Here is a 22,557-nt window from a genome sequence, read left to right on the forward strand (position 1 = left end):
TCGACATGGCCTGGATGGCTTGGACAGTTCCGACCGCGATCTTCTTCTGCGTGATCGCCCTTGCTTTGCTGACGTTCACCGTGCTCGCAATCCGTTATCCCGAGACCCCGCGCCTCGGGGTCCTGCGGATCGAGACAACGCGCGGTGACCGCCTGTTCATTACCCTTCTCGGCTCGGCCTTCATCAATCTGGCCTGGCTTGGAACAATGAGTGACCCACAATGGTGGGCTCTCATTCTCTGCCTCGTTTATGCAACAGCCGTTTTTCGCTGGGTGTGACGAGGAATTTAAGCCCGTTCCTGGGAGGAACCGGTCGGGCTTCTGAACTGAAAGAACTCAACCTTGGGAGGAGTGGAATGATACGTTCACTTAAAACCGGCACAGCCCTCGCGCTTGTGCTCGGAACGCTCGGAACTCCGGCTTTTGCCGGGATGGACGAAGCGAAACAATTCCTGGATGCGGAAATCGTTGACCAGTCAGCCCTGTCCCGTGCCGATCAGGAAAAGGAAATGCAGTGGTTCATCGATGCTGCAGCTCCGATGTCCGGCATGGAAATCAAGGTGGTTTCGGAAAACATTGCCACCCACGAATATGAGTCCAAGGTTCTGGCTCCGGCCTTTACCGCCATCACCGGCATCAAGGTCACACACGACCTGATCGGCGAAGGGGACGTGGTTGAAAAACTGCAGACCCAGATGCAGTCGGGCGAGAATATCTATGATGGTTACGTCAACGACAGTGATCTGATCGGTACGCATTGGCGCTATCAGCAAGTGCGCAATCTGACCGACTGGATGGCCAACGAAGCTGCTGACGTCACCAATCCGGGCCTCGATCTGGACGATTTCATCGGAACCCAGTTCACCACTGCTCCGGACGGCAAGCTTTACCAGCTTCCCGACCAGCAGTTCGCCAACCTTTACTGGTTCCGGTATGATTGGTTCACCGATCCGGACATCAAGGCCGAGTTCAAGGAAAAATACGGCTACGAACTAGGCGTTCCGGTCAACTGGACGGCCTATGAAGACATCGCGGAATTCTTCACCGGCAAGAACATTGACGGTCAGGAAATCTTCGGCAGCATGGACTACGGCAAGAAGGATCCGTCCCTCGGCTGGCGTTACACTGATGCCTGGATGTCGATGGCTGGAATGGGCGACAAAGGCGAGCCGAATGGCCTGCCTGTCGACGAGTGGGGCATCCGCGTCAACGACAAGTCTCAGCCGGTAGGCGCCTGTATGGCACGTGGCGGGGCAACCAACTCGCCTGCGGCCGTCTATGCCGTGGACAAGGCCATTGACTGGCTGAACAAGTACTCCCCCCCGGCCGCCATGGGCATGACCTTCTCTGAAGCTGGACCTGTTCCGGCCCAGGGCAACATCGCCCAGCAGATGTTCATGTACACCACCTTTGTGGCGTCACTCGTTGAGCCGGGCCTTCCGGTCATGAACGAAGATGGCACTCCTAAGTGGCGTCTGGCTCCGTCGCCGCATGGCGCATACTGGGAAGAAGGCATGAAGGTCGGCTATCAGGACGTTGGGTCCTGGACGCTGATGAAGTCAACTCCGGTCGACAATGCAAAGGCTGCTTGGCTCTACGCCCAGTTTGTCACTTCCAAGACAGTGGACGTGAAGAAGGCCCACGTCGGCCTGACATTCATCCGCCAGTCGACAGTGGAGCATGAGAGCTTCACCGAGCGTGCTCCGAAGCTCGGCGGTCTGGTCGAGTTCTACCGTTCGCCGGCCCGCACACAGTGGTCCCCGACCGGTACCAACGTTCCTGACTACCCGAAGCTGGCTCAGCTCTGGTGGCAGAACATTGGCGATGCCATGGCCGGTGCCAAGAGCTCGCAGGAGGCCCTCGACAGCCTGTGTTCCGACATGGAGCGCGTGCTGCAGCGTCTTGAACGCGCTGGCGTCCAGGGCGACCTTGGTCCGAAGCTGAACGAAGAAGAAAGCGCAGAAGCCTGGCTTGAGCGTGACGGCGCACCGAAGGCAGCTCTTGCCAACGACAAGCCGGACCCGATCACAGTCGACTACGACAGCCTGGTCGCAAGCTGGAACTAAGCTTAGCCACTTTAACACCATGGAAAGGCGGGGCTTCGGCTCCGCCTTTTTCTTTGACACTCTGTTCAAACCACCCGGTCTCGTATTGCCGGGCATCACACCCTAGAGTCAATCTCAACCGAAAAGGGCTGACATCATGAGCTGGAATCCGAACCAGGGCCCTGATGCATTTGCACCAGGCTCATCCGACAGTATCGAAACATTGATCATTCCTCGCGCCCGCGACATCGGCGGGTTTGAAGTTCGGCGCGCGCTTCCCTCGCCGAAACGCCAGATGGTCGGGCCCTTCATCTTCTTCGATCAGGTTGGCCCTGCCGAATTTCTGACCGACAGCGGTATCGATGTGCGCCCACATCCTCATATCGGGCTGGGGACCGTGACCTATCTGTTTCAGGGAGAGTTTCAGCATCGCGACAGCCTTGGCACCAGCCAGATGATCCACCCCGGTGAAGTCAACTGGATGCTCGCCGGCCGCGGGGTCACCCATTCAGAGCGCACCAGTCCTGAGACCCGCACAACAGGGCATTCACTTTACGGCGTACAGACCTGGGTCGCCTTGCCGGAAGACAAGGAAGAGATGGCCCCGGCCTTTGAACACCACAAACAGGCAGACTTACCGTTTCTCGAGGCCGAAGGCGCCACCGCGCGTTTGATCCTCGGCACGGCCTGGGGCGAGCAGGCCCCTGTCACCATGCAGAGCGAGATTTTCTACGCCGACGTGACGTTGCAGTCAGGCGCCCATGTACCCCTGCCCGACAATCACGAAGACCGTGGCGTCTACATCACCCAGGGCTCGGTGGAAATCGCCGGTGAGACTTTTGAGGCCGGGCGCATGATGATCTTCCGCCCCGGCGACGCCATCAGCATCCGCGCAGGGGCTGCCGGGGCGCGCCTGTTGGCTTTGGGCGGCGAAACCCTGAACGGCCCGCGCTACATCTGGTGGAATTTCGTCTCGTCATCGCCTGAGAAGATCGAAGAAGCCAAGTCAGCCTGGAAAGCCGCTGACTGGTCCAACGGCCCCTTCTCTCTGCCGCCCGGCGATGACGACGAGTTCATCCCGATCACGCCGGACATGGACCGCCTGAAGCTGAAGAAACCGAAGGTTTGAACATAAAGCGAGCGAGCATCAGCTTTGTCACCCCGGCCAAGGGAGCAGCCCAAAGATCCGGTGCCGATGGGCCCCCTATACCAACGAAAATCCTCGTCTCACCGATCCCGGCTCTGACGGCGGAGATGACGGCTATGCAAAGACCAGTCTACCCATTCAAGACATTCATGACGCTTTGCCGCAGTTCATCCGCCCCCATCAACTCCAGCCCAAGCCCTTTGAGACTGCCAGCCAAAATCTCGACCAGCTCTGCGTTCGAGCCCGCGATCTTGCCCGAGGGCAGGGCTGTGTTGTTTTCAAAGCCGGTGCGACAGTGCCCGCCCAGCAAGCCCGTTGTCGTCAGACAGGCAGTCTCATACTGGCCGAAAGCGCAGACGCTCCAGTGCCGGAACACCGGCTGACCCTCTGCCAGAAACGGCAGCAAATCGGCAGGCACGGAAGTTTGCGTCTTGGTGTAACGGCCCAGAACATACAGCACGGGAACATCAGCAAACGGCAGGTTTCCTGCTTGCCGCATCTGCTCCAGCAGCAAAGCCTCCTCAGGTGAAAACAGGATGATCTGAGGCAGAACCTTTTCCTTGCGAATCCACTCAAGAAGGCGAAAGAACGCCGCTTCGTCCGCCGGTTCGCGCACCAGTTCCCGCAGCGCCAATGACACCGCCTCCGGCCGTGTCGCCTTCACCACCTCGATCTGCTCCGAAGCTGAATAGACCCCCAGTGCCTCACTGGTGACCTGAACCACGATGCGGTCCCCGAGCTTCTCCCGAATAGCGTCGATCACACCCCGGTAGGCGTCCGCATCAAGCAGATGAGATCCATCCGCCTTGCGCACATGAACGTGGATCATGGCCGCTCCTTCGGCCAGGCAATCGGCGGCGGTGGCGGCCAGCTCGGCAGCGCCAAGCGGCAGGTTCGGATGCTCTGTCTTGGTCTTGCGTCCGCCATTGGGCGCAACGGCAATGGCGGTTGTCTGCAGAGGGCAAGTTGATGTCATATCGGTCACTCAATGATTCATTTGAACATAACTGTTCATCGTTGAAACAAATGTTGCAAGCCGCAAATTTTCCGGTTTAGGATGCCGCCCATGGTTCACCATCCTTTCACCAACGACCTGATTGCGCGTTTCGATGATTTGACGACAGAACTGCAAAAGGCAGCCCGTTACGTCATCGACAACCCGCGCGACGTGGCGTTGCTGTCGATGCGTGAGCAGGCGCGCCGTGCCGGGGTCCAGCCTGCGACGATGATGCGCCTGGCAAAGCAGCACGGCTATGAGGGCTACGACGATGTCCGCGCCCACTATGCCGATGCCATGCGTGAATTCACAGGTGGCTTTGCCACACGTGGGTCCGCCCATGCCAAGCGTCAGAAGCTGGAAGGTGACCAGGCGTTAGCCTCCAACCTGCTATCTGCGATCACCCGTCAGATCGAAGCCCTGGCGGCCCCCGATGTTCTTGCAGAGATCACATCCGCCGCCCGATTGCTTGCAGATGCCCGTCGTGTCTATTGCCTCGGCATGCGTGCCAGCCACCCGATTTCCTGGCAGATGCACTACATCCTGTCGCTGATCAGCGATAAATCCGTGTTGCTGGACGCCATCGCTGGAACTGGCTCTGATCCGATCCGTCATGCAGGCCCGGAAGATGTGCTCTTCGCCTCCAGTGTCTCGCCGTATACCCAGCGGACCCTCGACATTGCGACCTACGCAAAGTCACGCAATGTCCGGCTTGTGGTTCTCAGCGACAGCCCCGTCTCGCCGCTGGCCAAGCTGTCCGCCCATGCATTAATCGCCGCTACTGAAAGCCCCGGTTTCTATCACACGATGACGCCGGCCTTTGCGCTGGCAGAAGTGCTCGCGGTGCTGGTCGCCGGCTATGGCGGCGACCAGACCCTGCAGGCGCTCCAGAGCCTCGACACATATCACAGCGACTTCAACACCCACGCCACGACACGGCGCGTGAGCCTCGCCTCTGAGGGACGAAAAATACCATGACCCATCTGCTCCACAGATCCATCAACACCCAGTTGCCTGTCGCTGTTGGCGGCAAGGGTGCCTACGTCATGGATCAATCCGGCAAGGCCTATCTGGATGCGTCTGGCGGTGCCGCCGTCTCCTGCCTCGGTCATGGTCACCCGGATGTGCTCAGTGCGCTGCACGCACAGCTCGACAAGCTGGCCTACGCCCACACAGGCTTTTTCACCACTGATGTTGCCGAGGAATTGGCGGATCGACTGATTGCAGACGCCCCGGCAGGTCTCGACCATGTTTATCTGGTCAGTGGCGGATCCGAAGCTGTAGAGGCCGCGCTGAAGATGGCGCGGCAGTATTTCGTCGAAGTCGGCAAGCCGCAGCGGCGGCATGTCATTGCCCGTCGTCAGAGCTACCATGGAAACACCCTTGGGGCGCTGGCCGCCGGTGGCAACGAGTGGCGCCGCAGCCAGTTCAGTCCGCTGTTGATCGAGACCCACCACATTGCGCCGTGCTTTGCCTATCGCGAGCAAAGAGAAGACGAAACGCTCGAAGACTATGGCCAGCGCGCAGCCGAGGAGCTTGAGACCAAGATCCTGGAGCTCGGGCCGGATGACGTCATGGCTTTCGTTGCCGAGCCGGTTGTCGGCGCAACGGCAGGCGCTGTTCCACCAGCTCCCGGATATTTCAAGAAAATCCGCGAGATTTGTGATCGCTACGGCGTGCTGCTGATCCTCGACGAAGTGATGTGCGGCATGGGCCGGACCGGCACACTGCATGCCTGTGAGCAAGACGGCATAAGCCCTGACCTGCTGACCATCGCCAAAGGGCTGGGAGGCGGCTATCAGCCCATCGGTGCAACCTTGATGAGTACCGGCATCTTTGAAGCTTTCAAAACCGGCAGCGGGTTCTTCCAGCACGGCCACACCTATATGGGGCACCCGATGGCGGCCGCGGCCGGACTGGCAGTGCAAAACATCATCCGACGCGATGACCTCCTGCAGAATGTCTTCGCCATGGGCGAACTGCTTGCCGAAAGACTGACGGAACGTTTTGGTCAGAACCCGCACGTCGGCGACATTCGCGGTCGCGGCCTCTTCCGCGGCATCGAACTGGTTCAGAACCGGGAGACCAAGACACCCTTCGATCCCGCGCTGAAGCTTCATGCCAGGATAAAGCGCGAGGCGATGAGCCAGGGTCTGATGGTCTATCCGATGGGCGGAACGATTGATGGCCGCGTCGGCGACCATGTTCTCATCGCACCGCCTTTTATCATTTCACCTGAAGAGGTTGAAATCATCTGTGATCGCTTGGGAGCAGCTGTTGAAACCTCTCTGGCTTCGTTGACTGAGACCTGAAAACGGGGAAAAACGCACCAACACAAACCGGTTTTGGAACACAGACACCTTTTAAAGACTTTCGCAGGCTACCCAGCCTGTGTTTGACTGGGCGCGGACTTGTTCCACCGCCCACAATTAGACAGGGGAACGACAATGAAACTGATGCAAACCGCAATTGCCGGGGTCTTTGCCCTCGGCCTGACTGCCTCCGCAGCAACTGCCGACGAGTTCATCTCCATCGGCACCGGCGGCGTGACCGGCGTTTATTATCCGACCGGTGGCGCCATCTGCCGTCTCGTCAACAAGGATCGCAAAGAGCACGGCATTCGCTGTTCGGCTGAATCCACAGGCGGCTCGGTCTACAACATCAACACGGTTCGCGCTGGCGAACTGGAGTTCGGTGTTGCCCAGTCCGATTGGCAGTACCACGCCTACAAGGGCACTTCGAAGTTCGAAGATCAGGGCCCGTTCGAAAAAGAACGTTCCGTTTTTTCCGTTCACCCGGAGCCATTCACCCTGATCGCTCGCCAGGGCTCAGGCATTGCCGGCTTTGAAGACATCAAGGGCAAGAAGGTCAACGTCGGCAACCCGGGGTCCGGCCAGCGCGCCACCATGGAAGTTGTCATGGACGCTTTCGGCATGACCATGGACGATCTGGCTCTGGCCGCAGAACTCAAGGGCTCCGAAATGGCCCAGGCTCTGTGTGACGGCAAGATCGACGCCATGATCTACACCGTTGGTCACCCGGCTGCAGCCGTGACCGAGGCCGCAACCACCTGCGACGTTGAAATCGTCTCCGTGGCTGGCGCGCCGATCGACAAGCTGATCGCCGACAATCCTTACTACCGCGTCGCGACGGTTCCGGGCGGCATGTACAAGGGCACCGACGACGACGTAACCACCTTTGGTGTTGGCGCGACCTTCATCTCCTCGGCCGATGTGTCCGACAAGGTTGTCTACACTGTCGTCAAAGCTGTCTTCGACAACTTCGATGCCTTCAAGAAGCTGCATCCGGCTTTCGCCAACCTGAAGGAAGAGCAGATGATCAAGGACGGCCTCTCCGCTCCTCTGCATCCGGGCGCTGTGAAGTACTACAAGGAACGCGGCTGGATGTAAGTCCAACCCGATTTGAAAGGCCGGGCGCCACGCGGTGCTCGGCCTTTTTCTATTCTGCTTTACATTCAAAAGATTATCGACGACCAAGCGCGCTTTTTTTAATGGCGGCGATGGACGGATGGCTGGGGACGGGGCACACTTCTCTAGGTGCCTATGGGGAATTTGTGGGGTTCAAGCATGTCGATGGAAACCAATCAGACTGAAAAGCGAAAACAAAATGTCGATGTCGACATGATGGTGGCTGAAGTCGAAACCGGCGCACGCTCGGCAACGGGACTGGTCGGAAAGTTTATCCTCGCAGTGGCTTTCATCTGGTCGAGCTTCCAACTCTATATTGCGTCCAACATTCCCTATGTGCTGACCGAGACTTTCGGCGTCAACGTCGTCTACAACAGCCAGGAAGCCCGCCAGGTCCATCTGGCCTTTGCCCTGGTATTGGCCATGCTGGCCTATCCGTTGTTCAAATCCAGTCCGCGCAATCGCGTGCCCTGGTATGACTGGATACTCGCCATTCTAGGCGCATCATCCTGTCTTTATTTGCTGTTTTTCAAGGAAGATATCGCCAACCGCGCAGGCTTGCCGACGACGGCTGACATCACCTTCTCGATCATTGGCATGCTCTCTCTCGGCATCGCGGTCTATCGCGCTCTTGGCTTGCCTCTCGTGATTGTCGCCAGCGTTTTCGTCTTCTACGTCTTCTTCGGACACCTCTCCTTCATGCCGGAGGCCATCCAGTGGAAGGGCGCTTCTCTCGGCAAGGCCATGTGGCACTTCTGGATGCAGACGGAGGGTGTCTTCGGCGTCGCCCTTGGCGTCTCTGCCTCGATGATCTTCCTGTTCGTGCTCTTCGGCTCACTGCTGGAAAAAGCCGGTGCCGGAAATTATTTCATCAAGCTCGCATTCGCGCTGCTCGGCCATCTGCGTGGTGGCCCTGCAAAGGCCGCTGTCATCGCCTCCGCCCTCTCCGGTCTTTATTCCGGTTCATCCATCGCCAATGTGGTCACCACGGGCACCTTCACAATTCCGCTGATGAAGCGCACCGGGTTCTCGCCCGAAAAAGCTGGTGCCGTTGAAGTCGCATCCTCGACCAACGGTCAGCTGACCCCGCCGGTGATGGGTGCCGCCGCCTTCCTGATTTCCGAATTCACCGGAATTTCCTATCCCGAGCTGATCAAGCATGCCTTCCTGCCTGCCATCATTTCCTACATTGCGCTGGTCTACATCGTTCACCTGGAAGCCCTGAAACTCGGTCTCGAGGGCATGAAGCGCCCGACAGTCACCGCGACCGTCGCCCAGCGCCTTTCCGGCGTTCTCTTTGGCTTCATCGCGATGGGCGTGCTCGCCGCTGCTGTCTACTACGGCCTCGGCTGGATCAAGGTCGTTTTCCCCGACCTCACTTTCAGCGCTGCCGTCCTGATCTTCCTGGCAGCCTACTTCACTCTGTTGACGGTTGCGGCCCGTCATCCGGATCTCGAAATGGATGATCCGAATGCCCCGATTGACGAACTTCCCCGCCCCTGGGACGTGGCCGTCACCGGCTTTTATTTCCTGCTGCCGATCGTCGTTCTGATCTGGAGCATTCTGGTCGAACGTCTGTCGCCGACGACCTCCGCCTATTGGGCGACCATCTCGATGATCTTCATCGTGCTGACACAGCACCCGTTGAAGTCCATTCTGCGCAAAACCGGCACCATTGCCGACGGCCTGCGTCAGGGCGGACAGGACTTCCTGAATGGGATGATATCCGGCGCCCGCGCCATGATCGCCATTGGAGTTGCCACTGGCGCTGCCGGCATCATCGTTGGCACAGTTTCGCTAACCGGTGCGCATCAGGTCGTCGGTGAGTTCGTCGAATATCTTTCCGGTGGCAACCTCATTCTGATGTTGCTTCTCGTCGCCGTCATGAGCCTCGTTCTCGGCATGGGCCTGCCGACAACTGCGAACTACATCGTCGTATCGTCCCTCATGGCGCCGGTCATTGTCACGGTTGGTGCCCAGTCCGGGCTGATCGTTCCACTGATCGCCGTGCATCTGTTTGTCTTCTACTTCGGCATTCTGGCAGATGACACGCCGCCGGTCGGCCTTGCGGCCTTTGCCGCAGCGGCGATATCAGGTGGCGATCCGATCAAGACCGGTATCCAGGGCTTCTCCTACGATATCCGGACAGCGCTGTTACCCTTCCTCTTCATCTTCAACACCGAGTTGCTGCTGATTGATGTCGGCCCGTTCAAGGCCGTCTTCATCTTCATTGTCGCGGTCGCGGCGATGATGCTGTTTGCGGCGGCGACGCAAGGCTACTTCCTGGCCCGCAGCAAGATTTGGGAGACCGCAGCCCTCTTGCTCATTGCCTTCACCCTGTTCCGACCAGGTTTCTGGCTCGACTATGCGCAAGAGCCTTTCGTCAATCATCCGGGAACCGACATTGTCGAGCTCGCCGGTCAGGCACCAGCCAACAGCACCCTGCGAGTTCAGATCGCCGGTCCGGATTTCGATAATCCGGATCAGATCGACAACCTGACGATGCTGCTCGAAATGGGCGAACCGGCAGACGGCGAAACCCGCCTCTCCAACATTGGGCTGGCTGTCATGGAAGACGGCGACAAAATGCTGCTGGAAGAGCCATTCCCGGGGACCCGCTACTTCACCGATCTTCAGGGCTATGACTATTACGCCGACGAAAGCGTCGTCGTTGCCATGGTTCAGACCCCGGCAGAGCGGATGCCGAAGGAAGTCTTCTACATCCCGGCCCTCCTGCTTCTTGGTGTGGTGGTCATGATGCAGCGTCGCCGTCAGACCGTACCGGCCTTTTAACCGCACATGAGGAGACCGACATGATCACCAAGATACTGGTTGCCCTCGATATCGCCGATGAGGCTTCATCGGAGCATCTGTTGAAGACCGCAAGCGATCTCAGCAAGCTGCATTCGGCTGAGCTTCATGCACTTATGGTCGTTCCCACCTACCGCATGCCACTCGTCGGGTCGTATTTCGAACCCAAGGACGAGGAAGCCATGCTGCGGCGGGCCAAGGAAGCGTTCCTGAGTTTCTTGCAGGACAAGGCTCCCGAAGAGCAACAGGTCAAAGGCCACATTGCCCATGGCACGATCTATGATGAGATCAACCGCGTAGCGGAAAGTCTGGGCTGCCAGCTCATCGTGCTGGGGGCGCATCGACCTGAGCTGAGCGATTATCTGCTCGGCCCCAATGCGGCACGCGTCGTCCGCCACGCTCGCCAGTCGGTCTACGTGGTGCGCGACGATACCGAGTAGTTCTGGACACACCTGCGAACGCCAAAAAGCCCCGGTCAGTTGAACCGGGGCTTTTTTTTACACTCAACGTCATCCTGCCGCCAGACAGGTGATCTAGGCCTCGTATGTCACCCGCCCACCGGCAATCGTGGCGACACACGACGCGGTGGTGATCTCGGCAGGTGCCAATGCCTGTAGATCGTGTGACATCACCGCGATATCCGCCAGCATTCCAGGCATCAGCCGACCCTTCTTGCCTTCATTGAACTCCACCCAGGCATTCATCGCCGTATAGCTCTCCAGGGTATCAAGAAGGCTCTGGGTTTGATCGCGCCACGGCGCGCCGAGCTGTACAGGCGCAATCGCCGCCTTGACGCTCGGCATCACTTCAACACCGATCACCGGCCAGTCGGTCGAGAAGATCACCGGCACGCCACTGTCTCGCAGGTCCTGCCAGGCATAAGCGGTCGGGATCTGCGCCGGATGCAGCATCTTTTCAACGCCCTCGGACGGAAAGACACCCCCAAAGGGGGCATGGCCGGGCTGAATGGAGGCCACGACATCCAGCTGCTTGAACCGAGGCAAGTCATCCGAGTGCAGCACTTCTATGTGCTCGATCCGATGACGGCTGTCGCGGACCCCATTGGTCGTACGTGCCAGTTCATAGGCATCCAGGGTCCAGCGGATGCCCCGATCTCCGATGGCATGAACCGCAACCTGAAGGCCCAGTTCATCCGCCTTTACAATCGCCGCGTTGAAGTGAGCCTGCTCAAACACCGCATCGCCGATTGTGTCCAGCCCCGGATAAGGCTCCAGCATCAGCGCGGTAGAACTCTCCACCACCCCATCGATGAACATCTTGACCCGGCTGCACCAGATCCAGTCCCCCTGATACTTCGCCCGCATTTCGACGGCTTCTTCAAAACGCGAGATCTGATCGAAATTCTTAAAGTGGAAGGGCACTTCGACACGGCACAGCAAATCGCCATCGGCTTCCAGCTCGCTCAACAGCTCAAGCTGATAGAAATTGCCATCCATATTGTGCAGACCCGTGATGCCTTGTGCCGCGCAATGACGCAAACCCTTGGCGATCGCTGCCTTGTCCAGCGCCCGCTGTTCCGGCGTTGCCGGTGGCACCGGATCAGCACCCGTCACCATGCCGAGAAGGTCGCGCCCACCAAACCGGGTCAGCGCCAGAACCGGACCATAGGCAGCCGGCTCACGCAACTCACCCGAGGCCGTACCGTCGGCGGCCATCATGATCTCGGAACCCTTGTCGACCTGTTTGCCGTGCAGAAAGCCCACCAGCTCCAGCGCTTTCGTATTCGCCCACATGGTGTGATGGTCCGGCGCGAACATTGCAAACGGTCGATCCGGCAGCACCAGATCAAGTGCCTGACGGGTCGTGACCTGGCCTGGCCCGAGGATCGAATAATCCGCCTGCACTGCAAACACCACCGCATCATCCGGGCAATCAGCGGCCCATGCCTGCACCTTGGCGGCGAGCTCGTCGAGCCCTTGGACGCCGTAAAGGTTGAGGTAGTCCAGTTCGACCGAGCCACCGAACAAATGCACATGGCTGTCGATGAAGCCCGGCAACACCGTTCCGCCTGCGGCATCGATGATCTTGGTCTCGGGCCCGGCAAGGGCTTTAATCTCGGGGTTTTTCCCAACTGCCAGAATCTTGCCGGTTTTCACCGCGAGAGCGGAGGCGGAAGGCTGATCCGGATCAAAGGTGATCAGGTGGCCATTTAGAATTATGAGATCGGCGGTCATCTCGAAGTCCTGAAAATGTCTGCGCAGCCTGCCATCGGGCAGCCGCCCCTGGAATAAGCAAACAGCAATGCGCGACACGTCACTTGCCGCGCATTGCCTTGGCCATGTTACTTCTGCAGTTCGGTCCAGATCGCAGTGTAGATCTTGCGAACCGCTGGCGAGCAGGTTTCGGTGAGGAAACCGGCAGCCTTCAGGTCGTCCGGAATGATGACCTCAGGTGCCGCCGCCATGACCGGGTCCATGAACTCTTCCGAACCTTTGACGCCATTGGCATAACGGGCAAAGTTGGAAATCAGCGCCGCGTTTTCCGGGTCCATGATGAAGTTCATGAAGGCCCTGGCGTTGTCGACGTTGTTCGCATCGGCCAGCACGGCAGCATTGTCCATCCAGACCGGGAAGCCTGTCTGCGGATAGCCGAAGGCGATATCTTCATTCTGCAAACGCGAGCGCAGGCTCGAGCCGTTCCAGTTCACACCGGCGGCATAGTCACCCTTCACGTATTTTTCGATTGTGCCATATTCCAGCGACAGCCAGTTTTTCTTGGCTTCAACCAGCTTGTCGCGCACCTTCAGCAGCAGATCCTTGTCCTCGGTGCATTGCTCGCCGCCGAAGTACTTGATGGTCGTCTTCATGATGTCCATCATTTCCGGAACGACGGAGATCTTGCCCTTCAGCTCTTCCGGCGGATCGAGAAAGATCGCAGCCGTGTTGATGTCGCCGCCATATACCGACGTGTTGACGGTCACGCCGACCGTTCCCCACTGCCACGGCACCGTGTAGTTACGGCCCGGATCAAACGCCACATCCACCCACTGCGGGTCGACATTGGAGAAGTTTTCCATCTCGTTGGGCTTGGATTCCAGCAGCAGGCCTTCATTGATGAAGATCGGCACATAGGTACCCGACGGAACGACGATGTCGAAGCCATGGCCACCGGCCTTGATCTTGGCCAACGCGGTATCGTTGCTGTCGTAGTCCGTCAGCGTCACTTTGACGTCGAATTCCTTTTCGAATTTCTCGATCAGCTCCGGGTTGGTGTAGTTGCCCCAGTTGTAGATATTAAGCTCACCGGCCGCATAGGCCGGAACACTCGTCATGACGACGGCAAGTGCTGTAAGTGTCTTCCCAAGTCTGGTCATATTGACCTCCTGTTGGTTCAGATCGTCCTCTAGAACGGAAGGCTTCCTCGTTTATTTTTTCGTTTTGCTGAGGAAGAAAAACGCCACCACCATCACGACGGAAATTGCCAGAAGCATCGTCGCGATCGCGTTGACCTCCGGTGTCACGACACGCCGCAACTGACCCAACATGTAGGTGGGCAACGTGTCCTGACCCGCGGATTTCACAAATTCGGTAATGACCACGTCATCCAGCGAGATGACGAAGGCCAGCATCGCTCCGGCCAGGATTCCCGGCCAGAGCTGCGGCAAGGTGATCCGGCGAAACACCCGCCACGGCGTGCCGTAAAGGTCCTGCCCCGCCTGCTCCAACTGCTTGTCCATGCCTTCCAGACGCGCCTTGATCGGCATGTAGGCAAACGGAATACAGAAAGCCGCATGCGCAAGAATGAGGAACCCCATCCCGGTGTAGCCGGTGGCCACCTTGACGGCGGCAAAAACAATCAACAGCGCCACCGCCGTGACAATTTCCGGCACCATCAACGGTTGGTTGATCATCGCGAAGATCAGCCCCTGCCCCTTGAACCGTCTGGCGCGAGACATGGCCAGCGCAGCAGGCACCGCACAGGCTGTTGCCAGCGCCGTTGCAGACAGGGCAAGAACCAGCGACCGCATCGTGGCCGAGCGTACTTGGTCATTGTCCCAAGCAGAGGCGTACCAGCGCCAGCTGAAGCCCTCCCACACTGCAAGGGACATTCCGGAATTGAAAGAATAAACCACCAGCAGAACGATAGGCAGGTAGAGCAGGACAAAACACGCCATGGCGATACCTGCAAATCCGGTCTGATGACGAACGTCGAAGGCTTTAGCCATGCCCCCTCTCCTCCGTCCCCACCGCCCGCACATAGATGAACAGTGCGATCATGACGATTGCCAGCAGGGTCAGCGACAAGGCAGCCCCCAGCGGCCAATTGCGTCCCTGCCCGAACTGCAGCTCAATCAGATTGCCGAGCATCAACTGCTTGCCACCGCCCAGAACACGCGGCGTGACATAGGCCCCGAGTGAAGGAACGAACACCAGAATGGATCCTGCGATCACGCCTGGCTTGGCAAGCGGAAAGATCACGCGCTTCAGCACCTGCCAGCGGGTCGCATAGAGATCATAGCCCGCTTCGATCAGCCGAAAATCCAACCGTTCCAGCGACGCATAGATCGGTAGCACCATCAACGGCAGGTAGACGTAGGCCATACCTGTGAGCACCGCAAACTCCGTGAACAGCATCTGGATCGGCTCATCGATAATCCCCAGCCACAACAGAACCAGATTGATCGTCCCCTCCGCGCGGATCAGCTCCAGAATGGCGAAGGTGCGGATCAGCAGATTCGTCCAGAACGGGATGATGATCAGCAGCATCCAGATATCGCGTTGCCGCTTGGGCCGGGTTGCAATGAAATACGCCGTTGGAAAGCCGATCAGAAAGGTGATCAGCGCCGTCAGAAACGACAGTTTCAACGACCGCCAGAAGATCGACAGATGGGCATCGGCCAACATCAACTCGCCAGAGAAGAAATCCCGCTGCAAGACAACGGAAAACCACCCATCTGAGGAGAAGGACCAGACGATCCCACCGTAATCCCCTGCCGTCAGGAAGGAGTAGATAACAACGATGATCAACGGTCCGGAGGCGGCAAGAAACAGAACGATCAGCGCTGGCGCCAGCAGAAGCCAACGGCTCCTGCGTTCCTGGCTGACATGAGAGAGTGTCGCATTTGCCATGAGGGTCAATCTCTCAGCACTTGGCCGGCGCCACGGCCGATCTGAAGGCCGACCCGATCACCGACAGCAAGATGCTGCATCTGGCCAGGCTGGTTCTGATGCCGCAGCACGAACAGATCACCACCATCCACAATGACGTGGAAGTGGGTGTCCGTACCGAAGTAGACGACGTTCTCGACCTTGCCCTTCAGCAAGCCTTGCGCCTCCTCGACCAGCCAGGCGTGTTCCGGACGGATTGCCAGTGTCACCGGGCCATTGGCAACAGGTCCGGACGGCGCCTGGACATGGGCTTCAATGCCGCTTGACAATCGCACACGGGCAAAGCCTTCGCCCTCGCCTTCAATTTCCAGAAGCTCAGCTCCGACGAAATTCGTCTCGCCGATGAAGTCGGCCACAAACCGTTCTGCCGGGTGGTCGTAAATCTCGCGCGGCGGCCCGATCTGCCGCACGCTGCCGGCATTCATCACCGCGATACGGTCGGACATGGTCAGCGCTTCTTCCTGATCATGGGTCACGAAGATGAAGGTAATACCGGTTTCCGCCTGCAGCCGCTTGAGTTCCAGCTGCATGTCCTTGCGCAACTTGTAGTCAAGTGCAGACAGCGGTTCATCCAGCAGCAGCACCTTGGGGCGCGGTGCAAGCGCCCGTGCCAGCGCGACACGCTGCTGCTGCCCACCGGAAATCTCCGAGGTCTTGCGGTCCGCCATTTCGGTCATCCGCACCAGATCGAGCATTTCATCGACTGTCTTGCGAACCTCCTTCTTCGGCCGGTTCAGCATCTCCAGGCCGAACCCGATATTCTCAGCCACCGTCATATGCGGAAACAGGGCGTAGGACTGGAACACGGTGTTGACCGGTCGCCGGTACGGCGGCAGGGAGAGAAGGTCCATCCCGTCCAGATGCACGGATCCGCTTGTTGGATATTCAAAGCCGGCAATGACACGCAGAAGGGTAGTCTTGCCGCAGCCCGAAGGCCCCAGAAGCGTGAAAAACTCATTGTCTTTCACCGTGATGGAAACCCCGCCAAGGGCGGTAAAGTCCATCGAAGGTCCTGGAAAAATCTTGGTGACGCTATCGACTTCAATCATGATGAGTGGCTAAGCGCTCCGTTGAAACTTCAGACTTGATCACAAATCCCTATGAAGAAAATTGCAAGTGAGAATTTCAAAACCCGCGCATAAACGAGCGGCAGTTGGCGTGTATTTTACAGGCAAGGCGTTCGCAGGTCGTACGCGAGCTCCATCCCCAACACTTCTGACGAAAAATCAACGAAAACAGCTTCTTGAGAAAAGGCCCCACGCGACCTCTAATCGAAAAGCCGTGACTTTCCCGCCCGATCCCCTTGCGTTTCCCCGCTTGGAAAAGAAACCTTCCGAAAGCATGTGAGGTCCCAGCCCCAAGGGCAAGAGTGTACCGTACGTTCGGTTCCATAGGCAAATTTTGTGATCACAAAATTTGCAGCCACGTCAAAACCACTGACGGATATTTCAGCACCGCTACCAGATCTACCGCCCCAAAACCGATGCGACACAAAAGTCTTTGCCAACGGACGTAAACCACACTACTCGAGAAGCAGACGGGGGATGCAGGGCTTGCGCATATCACAGCTGCGAAAAGATGCGACCGAGGCGACATGGAGCGATAGGCATCTTTCCGCTCTCCTTGCGCTCGTGCTGTTTCTCGCCGCACTGCTCCCCCCTGGCATGATGCCCGGGCGAACGGACGCAGGCGTGATGTCAGTCGTTTTGTGTACGGCCCAGGGCTTGCGGACGGTCTACCTCGACACCGCAGGCCGAGAGATTCCACCAACCGCGCTTCCCGCCAAAGATCAAGACCACGACGAAGCTCGCAAGCTTCTCTGCCTGTTCGGCACCGGTCTGGCGGCAGTCCTTGGGGGCGATGCTCCCGCACTCGCAGCCCCGGGCGAGCGGCAGAAAATCACTGTGCAGGCCTTCCGGGAGTTCCTGCTTGCGCGTGCAGCTCCGCTGCCGCTTGGTGCCCGCGCCCCTCCACGTCCGCTCCAGATCTGAACCTCATTTCTGATTTCGCGCATCCGACACATCGCCGGGCCTGAGTTGGCTCGCGATCTGTCTGCGCCTTGGCCTGGAGCCTTTTCATATGTCTATCTCAGCGTCCTCTGATGCCACACCTGCGACTGGTCTCGACCGTCGTTTCTATCTCGCCGCCTGGCGCTGGCACTTTTATGCCGGCCTGTTTGTCGCGCCCTTTCTGCTGATCCTCGCCGTTACCGGCATGACCATGATGCTCATCGGCTACTTCGATGGGCGCGAAGGCGAAAGGATCACCGTTGACGTTCCTGCATCCGCGCAAGCGCTGCCTCTGACCGAGCAATCTCAGGTCGTCCTCAACTCTTTCCCCGGATCAAAGCTGGTGGAATGGATTCGCGCGCGCCAGCCTGATCGCGTGAACGTTTTTCGCATCGCACGAGCGGATGGAGGGCAGAGCATGGTCGCCGTCGACCCCTACGCCGGAAACGTCGTGGACAGCTGGAACCGCCGCGATGGCTGGTATGATTTCGCCGACAATGTTCACGGCGAACTTCTGCTGGGCACCACCGGTGACACAATCATCGAGATTGCGGCAGGCTTCGCCATCGTTCTCGTCATCACCGGACTATACATGTGGTGGCCGCGTGAACGCTCGTTCCTCAGAACGATCATTCCTGATCTGAGGGGGCAGGCAAGAGACAAGCTGAAAAGCCTGCACCTCAGCGTCGGCGCGATTTTGTCGGTGATTCTGGTGCTCTTCCTGATTTCCGGCATGTCTTGGACCGGTGTCTGGGGCGGCAAGATAATACAGGCCTGGAGCACTTTTCCAACCGCCAAATGGGACAATGTTCCGCTGTCCGACGACACCCATGCAGCTTTGAACCACGATCACAAGGAAGACATGCCCTGGGCGCTGGAGCAGACACCATTGCCGGCCTCCGGGTCGGACGTTGGCGCTGCGGGCATACCTGAGGGGAAGCCGATTGACCTGAACAGCATCGCAGAACTGGCAACCCGGCTCGGGTTTGACAGCCGCTACCGGGTGTCCTTCCCGCGTGGAGAAGCCGGGGTCTGGACGATGAACCAGGACACCATGAGCGCCGATGCAGAAGATCCCTTTGCCGACAAGACTGTCCATGTGGATCAGTTCACCGGCAAGGTGCTCGCCGACGTTCGCTTTGCCGATTACTCGCTGGCAGGCAAAGCCATGGCCGTCTCCATTCCCCTTCATATGGGACTGGTAACAGTCTGGAACCTGCTGCTGAACGTGATCGTCTGCCTGGGAGTGATCGGTCTGTCACTGACCGGGGTCATCATGTGGTGGCTGCGTCGCCCAAAGAAGATGAGCGCCCGGCTGTTCGCCCCGCAACTGCCGCAGGACATGCCGCACTGGAAAAACGCCATGCTTGTCATGCTGATCGTGTCGCTCGCCTTCCCACTGGTCGGCGCGACCCTGATCGGTCTGCTTGTCCTGGATGTTCTGCTTTTGTCACGTCTTCCAGCACTGCGCAGGATCTACGCCTAGCCAAACATCTGCAGCCCGGTCATCAGGCCGGGCTGTAGCCATGGCGGGCATAAAAACGCGCCAGCTCACTTTCACTGGGACGCATTCCGGTGAAGGTCTCGACATAAGCAGGCACCCGCTTCATACGCATCTCCAGGTTCTCCTCCACCTTCATGGTGATATAACCGATCTGCGTCAGGTAGATCGTTCGCGCCCGGACGTCCGCAGGCTCTTCTGCAAAGCCAAACCGCTGAAACAGGTCGACAAGTGCTTTAAGCCGTGCCGCATCGGCTTCCTCGATGGCCTGAGACACGTCCGGTGACTGCAACCCCCATCCCCTCATCGCGAATTCAAGACGGGAATCAAACAGGCTCTCGTCGAACCAGCAGTCGTGCAGGTTTAGCGCCGCCTCGGCGATGGTCTCGGCGTAAGCCTCGGTCCGACCAATCAGATTGCCGGTGTTCTTCACTCGCCACTGCCCGATCAAGGCGTCCAGCAGCGCGTTCCGGTCTTTGAAGAACCAATAGAAACTGGTGCGCGACAGGTTCATCCGCTGAGCCAGCTTCTGAATGCGCACGCCGTCGATGCCGGCCTCGATCAGGGCGTCATGTGCCGCTTGAAGCCACACGTCCTCGGAACCACGCCAGCCCGTTTCATTGGCAATATCTGTCATCATTCGCCTCTTGTATCAGCAGGGTGATGCTGCACCAACTCGAAAAATGTACATCATCGTCAATTTTGTTGACGGATCTGAACATTTCCTCTTACGCTCTCTCCAAAAGGAAGAAAAAGCAGAGACACAGCCAAGACCCAATCAGAGAACAGCCATGTCCAATGACCCCTTGTTGCAGCCATTTCAACTCAAGCATCTGACCTTGAAAAACAGGATCATGATCACCTCGCATGAACCGGCCTACACCGAAGACGGGATGCCCAAGGCCCGCTATCGCGCCTACCATCAGGAGCGCGCCAAAGCCGGTGTTGCTCTTACCATGACGGCAGGATCCGCTGTCGTCTCACGCGACAGCGCCCCGGCCTTCAACAACATCCTCACCTATAAGGATGAGGTTGTGCCCTACATGCGCGACATGGCGGACGCCTGCCACGAGCACGGCTGCGCGATCATGATCCAGCTAACGCACATGGGGCGCCGTACGCGCTGGGATGGCGCTGACTGGCTGCCGACGATTTCCGCCACTCGCCGCCGCGAACCCGCGCATCGTCTGTCGCCAAAGCTGGCCGAGGACTGGGACATCGAGAGGGTCATCGCGGACTATGCGGATGCTGCCGAGCGAATGAAATTCGCCGGACTGGATGGCATCGAACTGAATGCCTACAACCACCTGACCGACCAGTTCATGTCACCGCTGACCAACGAACTCGACGGGCCTTACGGTGGCGCGACGCTGGAAAGCCGAATGAAGTTCCTGATGGACGTGCTCGGCGCGATCCGCGAGCGCTGCGGCTCAGAGTTCATCCTCGGTGTGCGCAACGTTGCCGATGAATGCCTGGAAGGCGGCATCACCAAGCAGGAGGGCATCGAGATTGCCACGCGTCTACGTGACTGTGGCCTGGTGGATTTTCTTGATATCATTCGTGGCCATATCGAGACCGATGCCGGCCTGACCGATGTGATCCCGATCCAGGGCATGCCCAGCGCACCCCACCTGGATTTCGCCGGCGAAGTCCGGCAGGCCACAAAAGTTCCGGTCTTCCACGCCGCCAAGATCTCAGATGTCGCGACGGCCCGTCACGCGATTGCTTCGGGCAAATTGGACATGGTGGGTCTGACACGCCCGCATATGGCCGACCCCCACATTGTGCGCAAGATCGTTGAGGGACGCGAGGAGGAGATCCGCCCCTGTGTCGGCGCCAACTATTGCCTCGACCGGATCTATCTCGGCGCCGATGCCTTCTGCATCCACAATGCCGCCACCGGGCGTGAGCTTGAGATGCCTCAGGACATCACCAAGGCCACAGACAAGAAGAAAGTCGTCGTGGTTGGCGCCGGGCCCGGAGGGCTGGAAGCTGCACGTGTGGCGGCCGAACGCGGCCACGACGTCGTCGTGATGGAAGTAGCCGCCCGGGCCGGTGGTCAGATCTTGCTGACGAGCCAAAGCACGCGACGCAAGGAAATGATCTCCATCATCGACTGGCGGCTGGCGCAGTGCGAGCGGCTCGGTGTGACGATCCACTTCAACACTTGGGCGGAAGTTGACACAGTGACGAAAGAAGACCCGGACGTGGTGATCATCGCCACCGGCGGTTATCCCGACACTGAAATCCTCAAGTCTGGGAATGAGCTGGTGGTCTCGACATGGGATATCATTTCTGGCGATGTGAAGCCGGGGCGCAATGTTCTGGTCTTCGATGAAGCGGGCGACAATGCAGGCCTTCAGGCGGCAGAAGTCATTGCCAAGGCCGGCGCAAAGGTCGAGGTCATGACACCGGACCGCAACTTTGCGCCGGAAGTCATGGGCATGAACCTGGTGCCTTACATGCGCTCCATGCAAAAGCTCGATACCACCTTCACCGTGACATACCGACTGGAGGCCGTGAAACGCGATGGCAATGGACTGATTGCGGTCATCGGCAGCGACTACGGCGGCATTTCAAGGGAAGTCCCCTTCGATCAGATCATCGTCAACGCCGGCACCGTGCCGATGGCGGAGCTGTATTTCGATCTCAAACCCCTGTCGAAGAACCTCGGCGCGGTGGATTATCTCGCGCTTACAGCAGGACGGCCCCAACAGATGGACACCAATGCGGACGGGTCGTTCCACCTGTACCGGATCGGCGATGCGGTTTCCTCGCGCAATACGCACGCCGCCATTTATGATGCGTTGCGGCTGGTCAAGGACATCTGACAGCCGTTGCCGACAACCGAACAGAAGCAGGCGAGACAGCTCAGCGGTCCCGCCTTACTTTTATATAAAGAGAGAGAGCGAAACCTACTCGGCTGACAGTTCGCGGCAGCCGGTGACCAACAGGCCGAGCAGATGCGGCATGAAGGAGCGCCAGCCGTTCAACCTCCAACTTGTTTCACTGTCATGCCAGATGACAACGCTTGCTCCATCAAAAACGGTCCGACGGGCTTCACCGATCGGAACACTGAGCGGATTACGCGGCCAACCCAGTGTCAGCAGATCTGTCGCCTTGTCACCGAATATTTCGACTGTGATTTCGCGATCGGACACGTCCACCAGACTATGCGGATGCTCTTTATATATAGCGTCCATTGCAGCCGTGATCGTACCAACCTGCTCGACGTCAGTCAGCAGCACCCACTCGTCCGGTCCCAAGCAGAGGATTTCAGTCTCCGCATTAGCCCCTTCGCCAGAAGCGCGTTGGCCGATCTTTTCAGGAACAGCAACGCCAAGCGCCCGAGAGATGGCCGGGACAGCAGCGGTTCGCGCCCGCAGCGACAGCCGGGTCTTGGGCATCAGAATGCGGATCGAGACACCGGCGCTTTCAACCAGTGTTCCGGGACGGAAATCAAAAGGAATGACAGTCATGGTCTTGTCTCC

At 58.6% G+C, this 22,557-nt stretch carries 19 protein-coding genes; 11 read left to right on the forward strand and 8 right to left on the reverse strand.

Annotated features, from left to right (window positions below):
- Window positions 1-5 precede the first annotated feature (5 nt).
- From J0X15_RS03000 to J0X15_RS03010, 3 genes are all read left to right on the forward strand, one after another.
- Window positions 6-278 (forward strand): DUF2160 domain-containing protein, encoded by a 273-nt coding sequence (locus J0X15_RS03000; RefSeq protein ID WP_206938082.1) that lies wholly within the window; start codon window positions 6-8, stop codon window positions 276-278.
- Between the two features lie 77 nt (window positions 279-355).
- Window positions 356-2,065, forward strand: coding sequence for an ABC transporter substrate-binding protein (locus tag J0X15_RS03005; RefSeq protein ID WP_206938084.1), 1,710 nt, complete (start codon window positions 356-358; stop codon window positions 2,063-2,065).
- Between the two features lie 136 nt (window positions 2,066-2,201).
- Window positions 2,202-3,173, forward strand: a complete 972-nt coding sequence (locus tag J0X15_RS03010; RefSeq protein ID WP_206938085.1) for a pirin family protein — start codon at window positions 2,202-2,204, stop codon at window positions 3,171-3,173.
- A gap of 148 nt (window positions 3,174-3,321) precedes the next feature.
- On the opposite strand, the gene J0X15_RS03015 is transcribed toward J0X15_RS03010, so the two are convergent.
- Window positions 3,322-4,167 (reverse strand): BKACE family enzyme, encoded by an 846-nt coding sequence (locus J0X15_RS03015; protein WP_209015058.1) that lies wholly within the window; start codon window positions 4,165-4,167, stop codon window positions 3,322-3,324.
- 90 nt (window positions 4,168-4,257) lie between these two features.
- Between J0X15_RS03015 and J0X15_RS03020 the strand changes: the two genes are divergently transcribed.
- The 5 genes from J0X15_RS03020 (at window position 4,258) to J0X15_RS03040 (ending at window position 10,867) form a co-directional block, all read left to right on the forward strand.
- Complete coding sequence (locus J0X15_RS03020) at window positions 4,258-5,166, forward strand: MurR/RpiR family transcriptional regulator (RefSeq protein WP_206938087.1); 909 nt, start codon at window positions 4,258-4,260, stop codon at window positions 5,164-5,166.
- Complete coding sequence (locus J0X15_RS03025) at window positions 5,163-6,500, forward strand: aspartate aminotransferase family protein (protein WP_206938088.1); 1,338 nt, start codon at window positions 5,163-5,165, stop codon at window positions 6,498-6,500. The genes J0X15_RS03020 and J0X15_RS03025 overlap by 4 nt, the downstream gene beginning before the upstream one ends.
- A 135-nt stretch (window positions 6,501-6,635) precedes the next feature.
- Window positions 6,636-7,598 (forward strand): TAXI family TRAP transporter solute-binding subunit, encoded by a 963-nt coding sequence (locus J0X15_RS03030; protein WP_209015013.1) that lies wholly within the window; start codon window positions 6,636-6,638, stop codon window positions 7,596-7,598.
- A 177-nt stretch (window positions 7,599-7,775) separates the two neighbouring features.
- Window positions 7,776-10,409, forward strand: coding sequence for a TRAP transporter permease (locus J0X15_RS03035; protein ID WP_206938089.1), 2,634 nt, complete (start codon window positions 7,776-7,778; stop codon window positions 10,407-10,409).
- 20 nt (window positions 10,410-10,429) lie between these two features.
- Window positions 10,430-10,867 (forward strand): universal stress protein, encoded by a 438-nt coding sequence (locus J0X15_RS03040; RefSeq protein WP_206938090.1) that lies wholly within the window; start codon window positions 10,430-10,432, stop codon window positions 10,865-10,867.
- A 93-nt stretch (window positions 10,868-10,960) separates the two neighbouring features.
- Here the strand turns inward: J0X15_RS03040 and J0X15_RS03045 are convergent, their stop codons facing one another.
- From J0X15_RS03045 to J0X15_RS03065, 5 genes are all read right to left on the reverse strand, one after another.
- The gene (locus J0X15_RS03045; protein WP_206938091.1) at window positions 10,961-12,622 is read right to left on the reverse strand and encodes an amidohydrolase; all 1,662 of its coding nucleotides are present in this window, start codon (window positions 12,620-12,622) and stop codon (window positions 10,961-10,963) included.
- 107 nt (window positions 12,623-12,729) lie between these two features.
- Entirely contained in the window at window positions 12,730-13,761 is a 1,032-nt protein-coding gene (locus J0X15_RS03050) for an extracellular solute-binding protein (RefSeq protein ID WP_206938092.1), read from the reverse strand.
- 51 nt (window positions 13,762-13,812) lie between these two features.
- A complete protein-coding gene (locus J0X15_RS03055) occupies window positions 13,813-14,613 on the reverse strand; it encodes an ABC transporter permease (protein ID WP_206938093.1) in 801 nt (266 codons plus the stop codon).
- Window positions 14,606-15,517 (reverse strand): ABC transporter permease, encoded by a 912-nt coding sequence (locus J0X15_RS03060; protein WP_206938094.1) that lies wholly within the window; start codon window positions 15,515-15,517, stop codon window positions 14,606-14,608. Before J0X15_RS03060 ends, J0X15_RS03055 begins: the two co-directional genes overlap by 8 nt.
- 5 nt (window positions 15,518-15,522) lie before the next feature.
- Complete coding sequence (locus J0X15_RS03065) at window positions 15,523-16,605, reverse strand: ABC transporter ATP-binding protein (protein WP_206938095.1); 1,083 nt, start codon at window positions 16,603-16,605, stop codon at window positions 15,523-15,525.
- 504 nt (window positions 16,606-17,109) lie between these two features.
- On the opposite strand from J0X15_RS03065, the gene J0X15_RS03070 reads away from it, so the two are divergent.
- Window positions 17,110-17,547: a DUF2946 family protein gene (locus J0X15_RS03070; protein WP_206938096.1), complete on the forward strand. Its 438-nt coding sequence runs from the start codon at window positions 17,110-17,112 to the stop codon at window positions 17,545-17,547.
- 88 nt (window positions 17,548-17,635) lie between these two features.
- Window positions 17,636-19,051 carry a PepSY-associated TM helix domain-containing protein gene (locus J0X15_RS03075; protein WP_206938097.1) on the forward strand — a complete coding sequence of 472 codons (1,416 nt, stop codon included), beginning with the start codon at window positions 17,636-17,638 and terminating at the stop codon, window positions 19,049-19,051.
- Window positions 19,052-19,073: 22 nt separating this feature from the next.
- On the opposite strand, the gene J0X15_RS03080 is transcribed toward J0X15_RS03075, so the two are convergent.
- Complete coding sequence (locus J0X15_RS03080) at window positions 19,074-19,703, reverse strand: TetR/AcrR family transcriptional regulator (protein ID WP_206938300.1); 630 nt, start codon at window positions 19,701-19,703, stop codon at window positions 19,074-19,076.
- Between the two features lie 154 nt (window positions 19,704-19,857).
- Between J0X15_RS03080 and J0X15_RS03085 the strand changes: the two genes are divergently transcribed.
- Window positions 19,858-21,897, forward strand: coding sequence for an NADH:flavin oxidoreductase (locus J0X15_RS03085; protein WP_206938098.1), 2,040 nt, complete (start codon window positions 19,858-19,860; stop codon window positions 21,895-21,897).
- Window positions 21,898-21,981: 84 nt separating this feature from the next.
- Here J0X15_RS03085 and J0X15_RS03090 read toward each other — a convergent pair whose 3' ends face one another.
- The gene (locus J0X15_RS03090; RefSeq protein WP_206938099.1) at window positions 21,982-22,545 is read right to left on the reverse strand and encodes a sarcosine oxidase subunit gamma; all 564 of its coding nucleotides are present in this window, start codon (window positions 22,543-22,545) and stop codon (window positions 21,982-21,984) included.
- Window positions 22,546-22,557 lie beyond the last annotated feature (12 nt).

Source organism: Roseibium limicola (genome assembly GCF_017313085.1).
GTDB lineage: Bacteria > Pseudomonadota > Alphaproteobacteria > Rhizobiales > Stappiaceae > Roseibium > Roseibium limicola.

What these genes read in the sequence shown, in the direction of transcription:
- J0X15_RS03000 (WP_206938082.1), top strand. Translation starts at nt 6, where the DNA reads ATGGCCTGGATGGCTTGGACAGTTCCGACCGCGATCTTCTTCTGCGTG.
- J0X15_RS03005 (WP_206938084.1), top strand. Translation starts at nt 356, where the DNA reads ATGATACGTTCACTTAAAACCGGCACAGCCCTCGCGCTTGTGCTCGGA.
- J0X15_RS03010 (WP_206938085.1), top strand. Translation starts at nt 2,202, where the DNA reads ATGAGCTGGAATCCGAACCAGGGCCCTGATGCATTTGCACCAGGCTCA.
- J0X15_RS03015 (WP_209015058.1), bottom strand. Translation starts at nt 4,167, where the DNA reads ATGACATCAACTTGCCCTCTGCAGACAACCGCCATTGCCGTTGCGCCC.
- J0X15_RS03020 (WP_206938087.1), top strand. Translation starts at nt 4,258, where the DNA reads ATGGTTCACCATCCTTTCACCAACGACCTGATTGCGCGTTTCGATGAT.
- J0X15_RS03025 (WP_206938088.1), top strand. Translation starts at nt 5,163, where the DNA reads ATGACCCATCTGCTCCACAGATCCATCAACACCCAGTTGCCTGTCGCT.
- J0X15_RS03030 (WP_209015013.1), top strand. Translation starts at nt 6,636, where the DNA reads ATGAAACTGATGCAAACCGCAATTGCCGGGGTCTTTGCCCTCGGCCTG.
- J0X15_RS03035 (WP_206938089.1), top strand. Translation starts at nt 7,776, where the DNA reads ATGTCGATGGAAACCAATCAGACTGAAAAGCGAAAACAAAATGTCGAT.
- J0X15_RS03040 (WP_206938090.1), top strand. Translation starts at nt 10,430, where the DNA reads ATGATCACCAAGATACTGGTTGCCCTCGATATCGCCGATGAGGCTTCA.
- J0X15_RS03045 (WP_206938091.1), bottom strand. Translation starts at nt 12,622, where the DNA reads ATGACCGCCGATCTCATAATTCTAAATGGCCACCTGATCACCTTTGAT.
- J0X15_RS03050 (WP_206938092.1), bottom strand. Translation starts at nt 13,761, where the DNA reads ATGACCAGACTTGGGAAGACACTTACAGCACTTGCCGTCGTCATGACG.
- J0X15_RS03055 (WP_206938093.1), bottom strand. Translation starts at nt 14,613, where the DNA reads ATGGCTAAAGCCTTCGACGTTCGTCATCAGACCGGATTTGCAGGTATC.
- J0X15_RS03060 (WP_206938094.1), bottom strand. Translation starts at nt 15,517, where the DNA reads ATGGCAAATGCGACACTCTCTCATGTCAGCCAGGAACGCAGGAGCCGT.
- J0X15_RS03065 (WP_206938095.1), bottom strand. Translation starts at nt 16,605, where the DNA reads ATGATTGAAGTCGATAGCGTCACCAAGATTTTTCCAGGACCTTCGATG.
- J0X15_RS03075 (WP_206938097.1), top strand. Translation starts at nt 17,636, where the DNA reads ATGTCTATCTCAGCGTCCTCTGATGCCACACCTGCGACTGGTCTCGAC.
- J0X15_RS03080 (WP_206938300.1), bottom strand. Translation starts at nt 19,703, where the DNA reads ATGACAGATATTGCCAATGAAACGGGCTGGCGTGGTTCCGAGGACGTG.
- J0X15_RS03085 (WP_206938098.1), top strand. Translation starts at nt 19,858, where the DNA reads ATGTCCAATGACCCCTTGTTGCAGCCATTTCAACTCAAGCATCTGACC.
- J0X15_RS03090 (WP_206938099.1), bottom strand. Translation starts at nt 22,545, where the DNA reads ATGACTGTCATTCCTTTTGATTTCCGTCCCGGAACACTGGTTGAAAGC.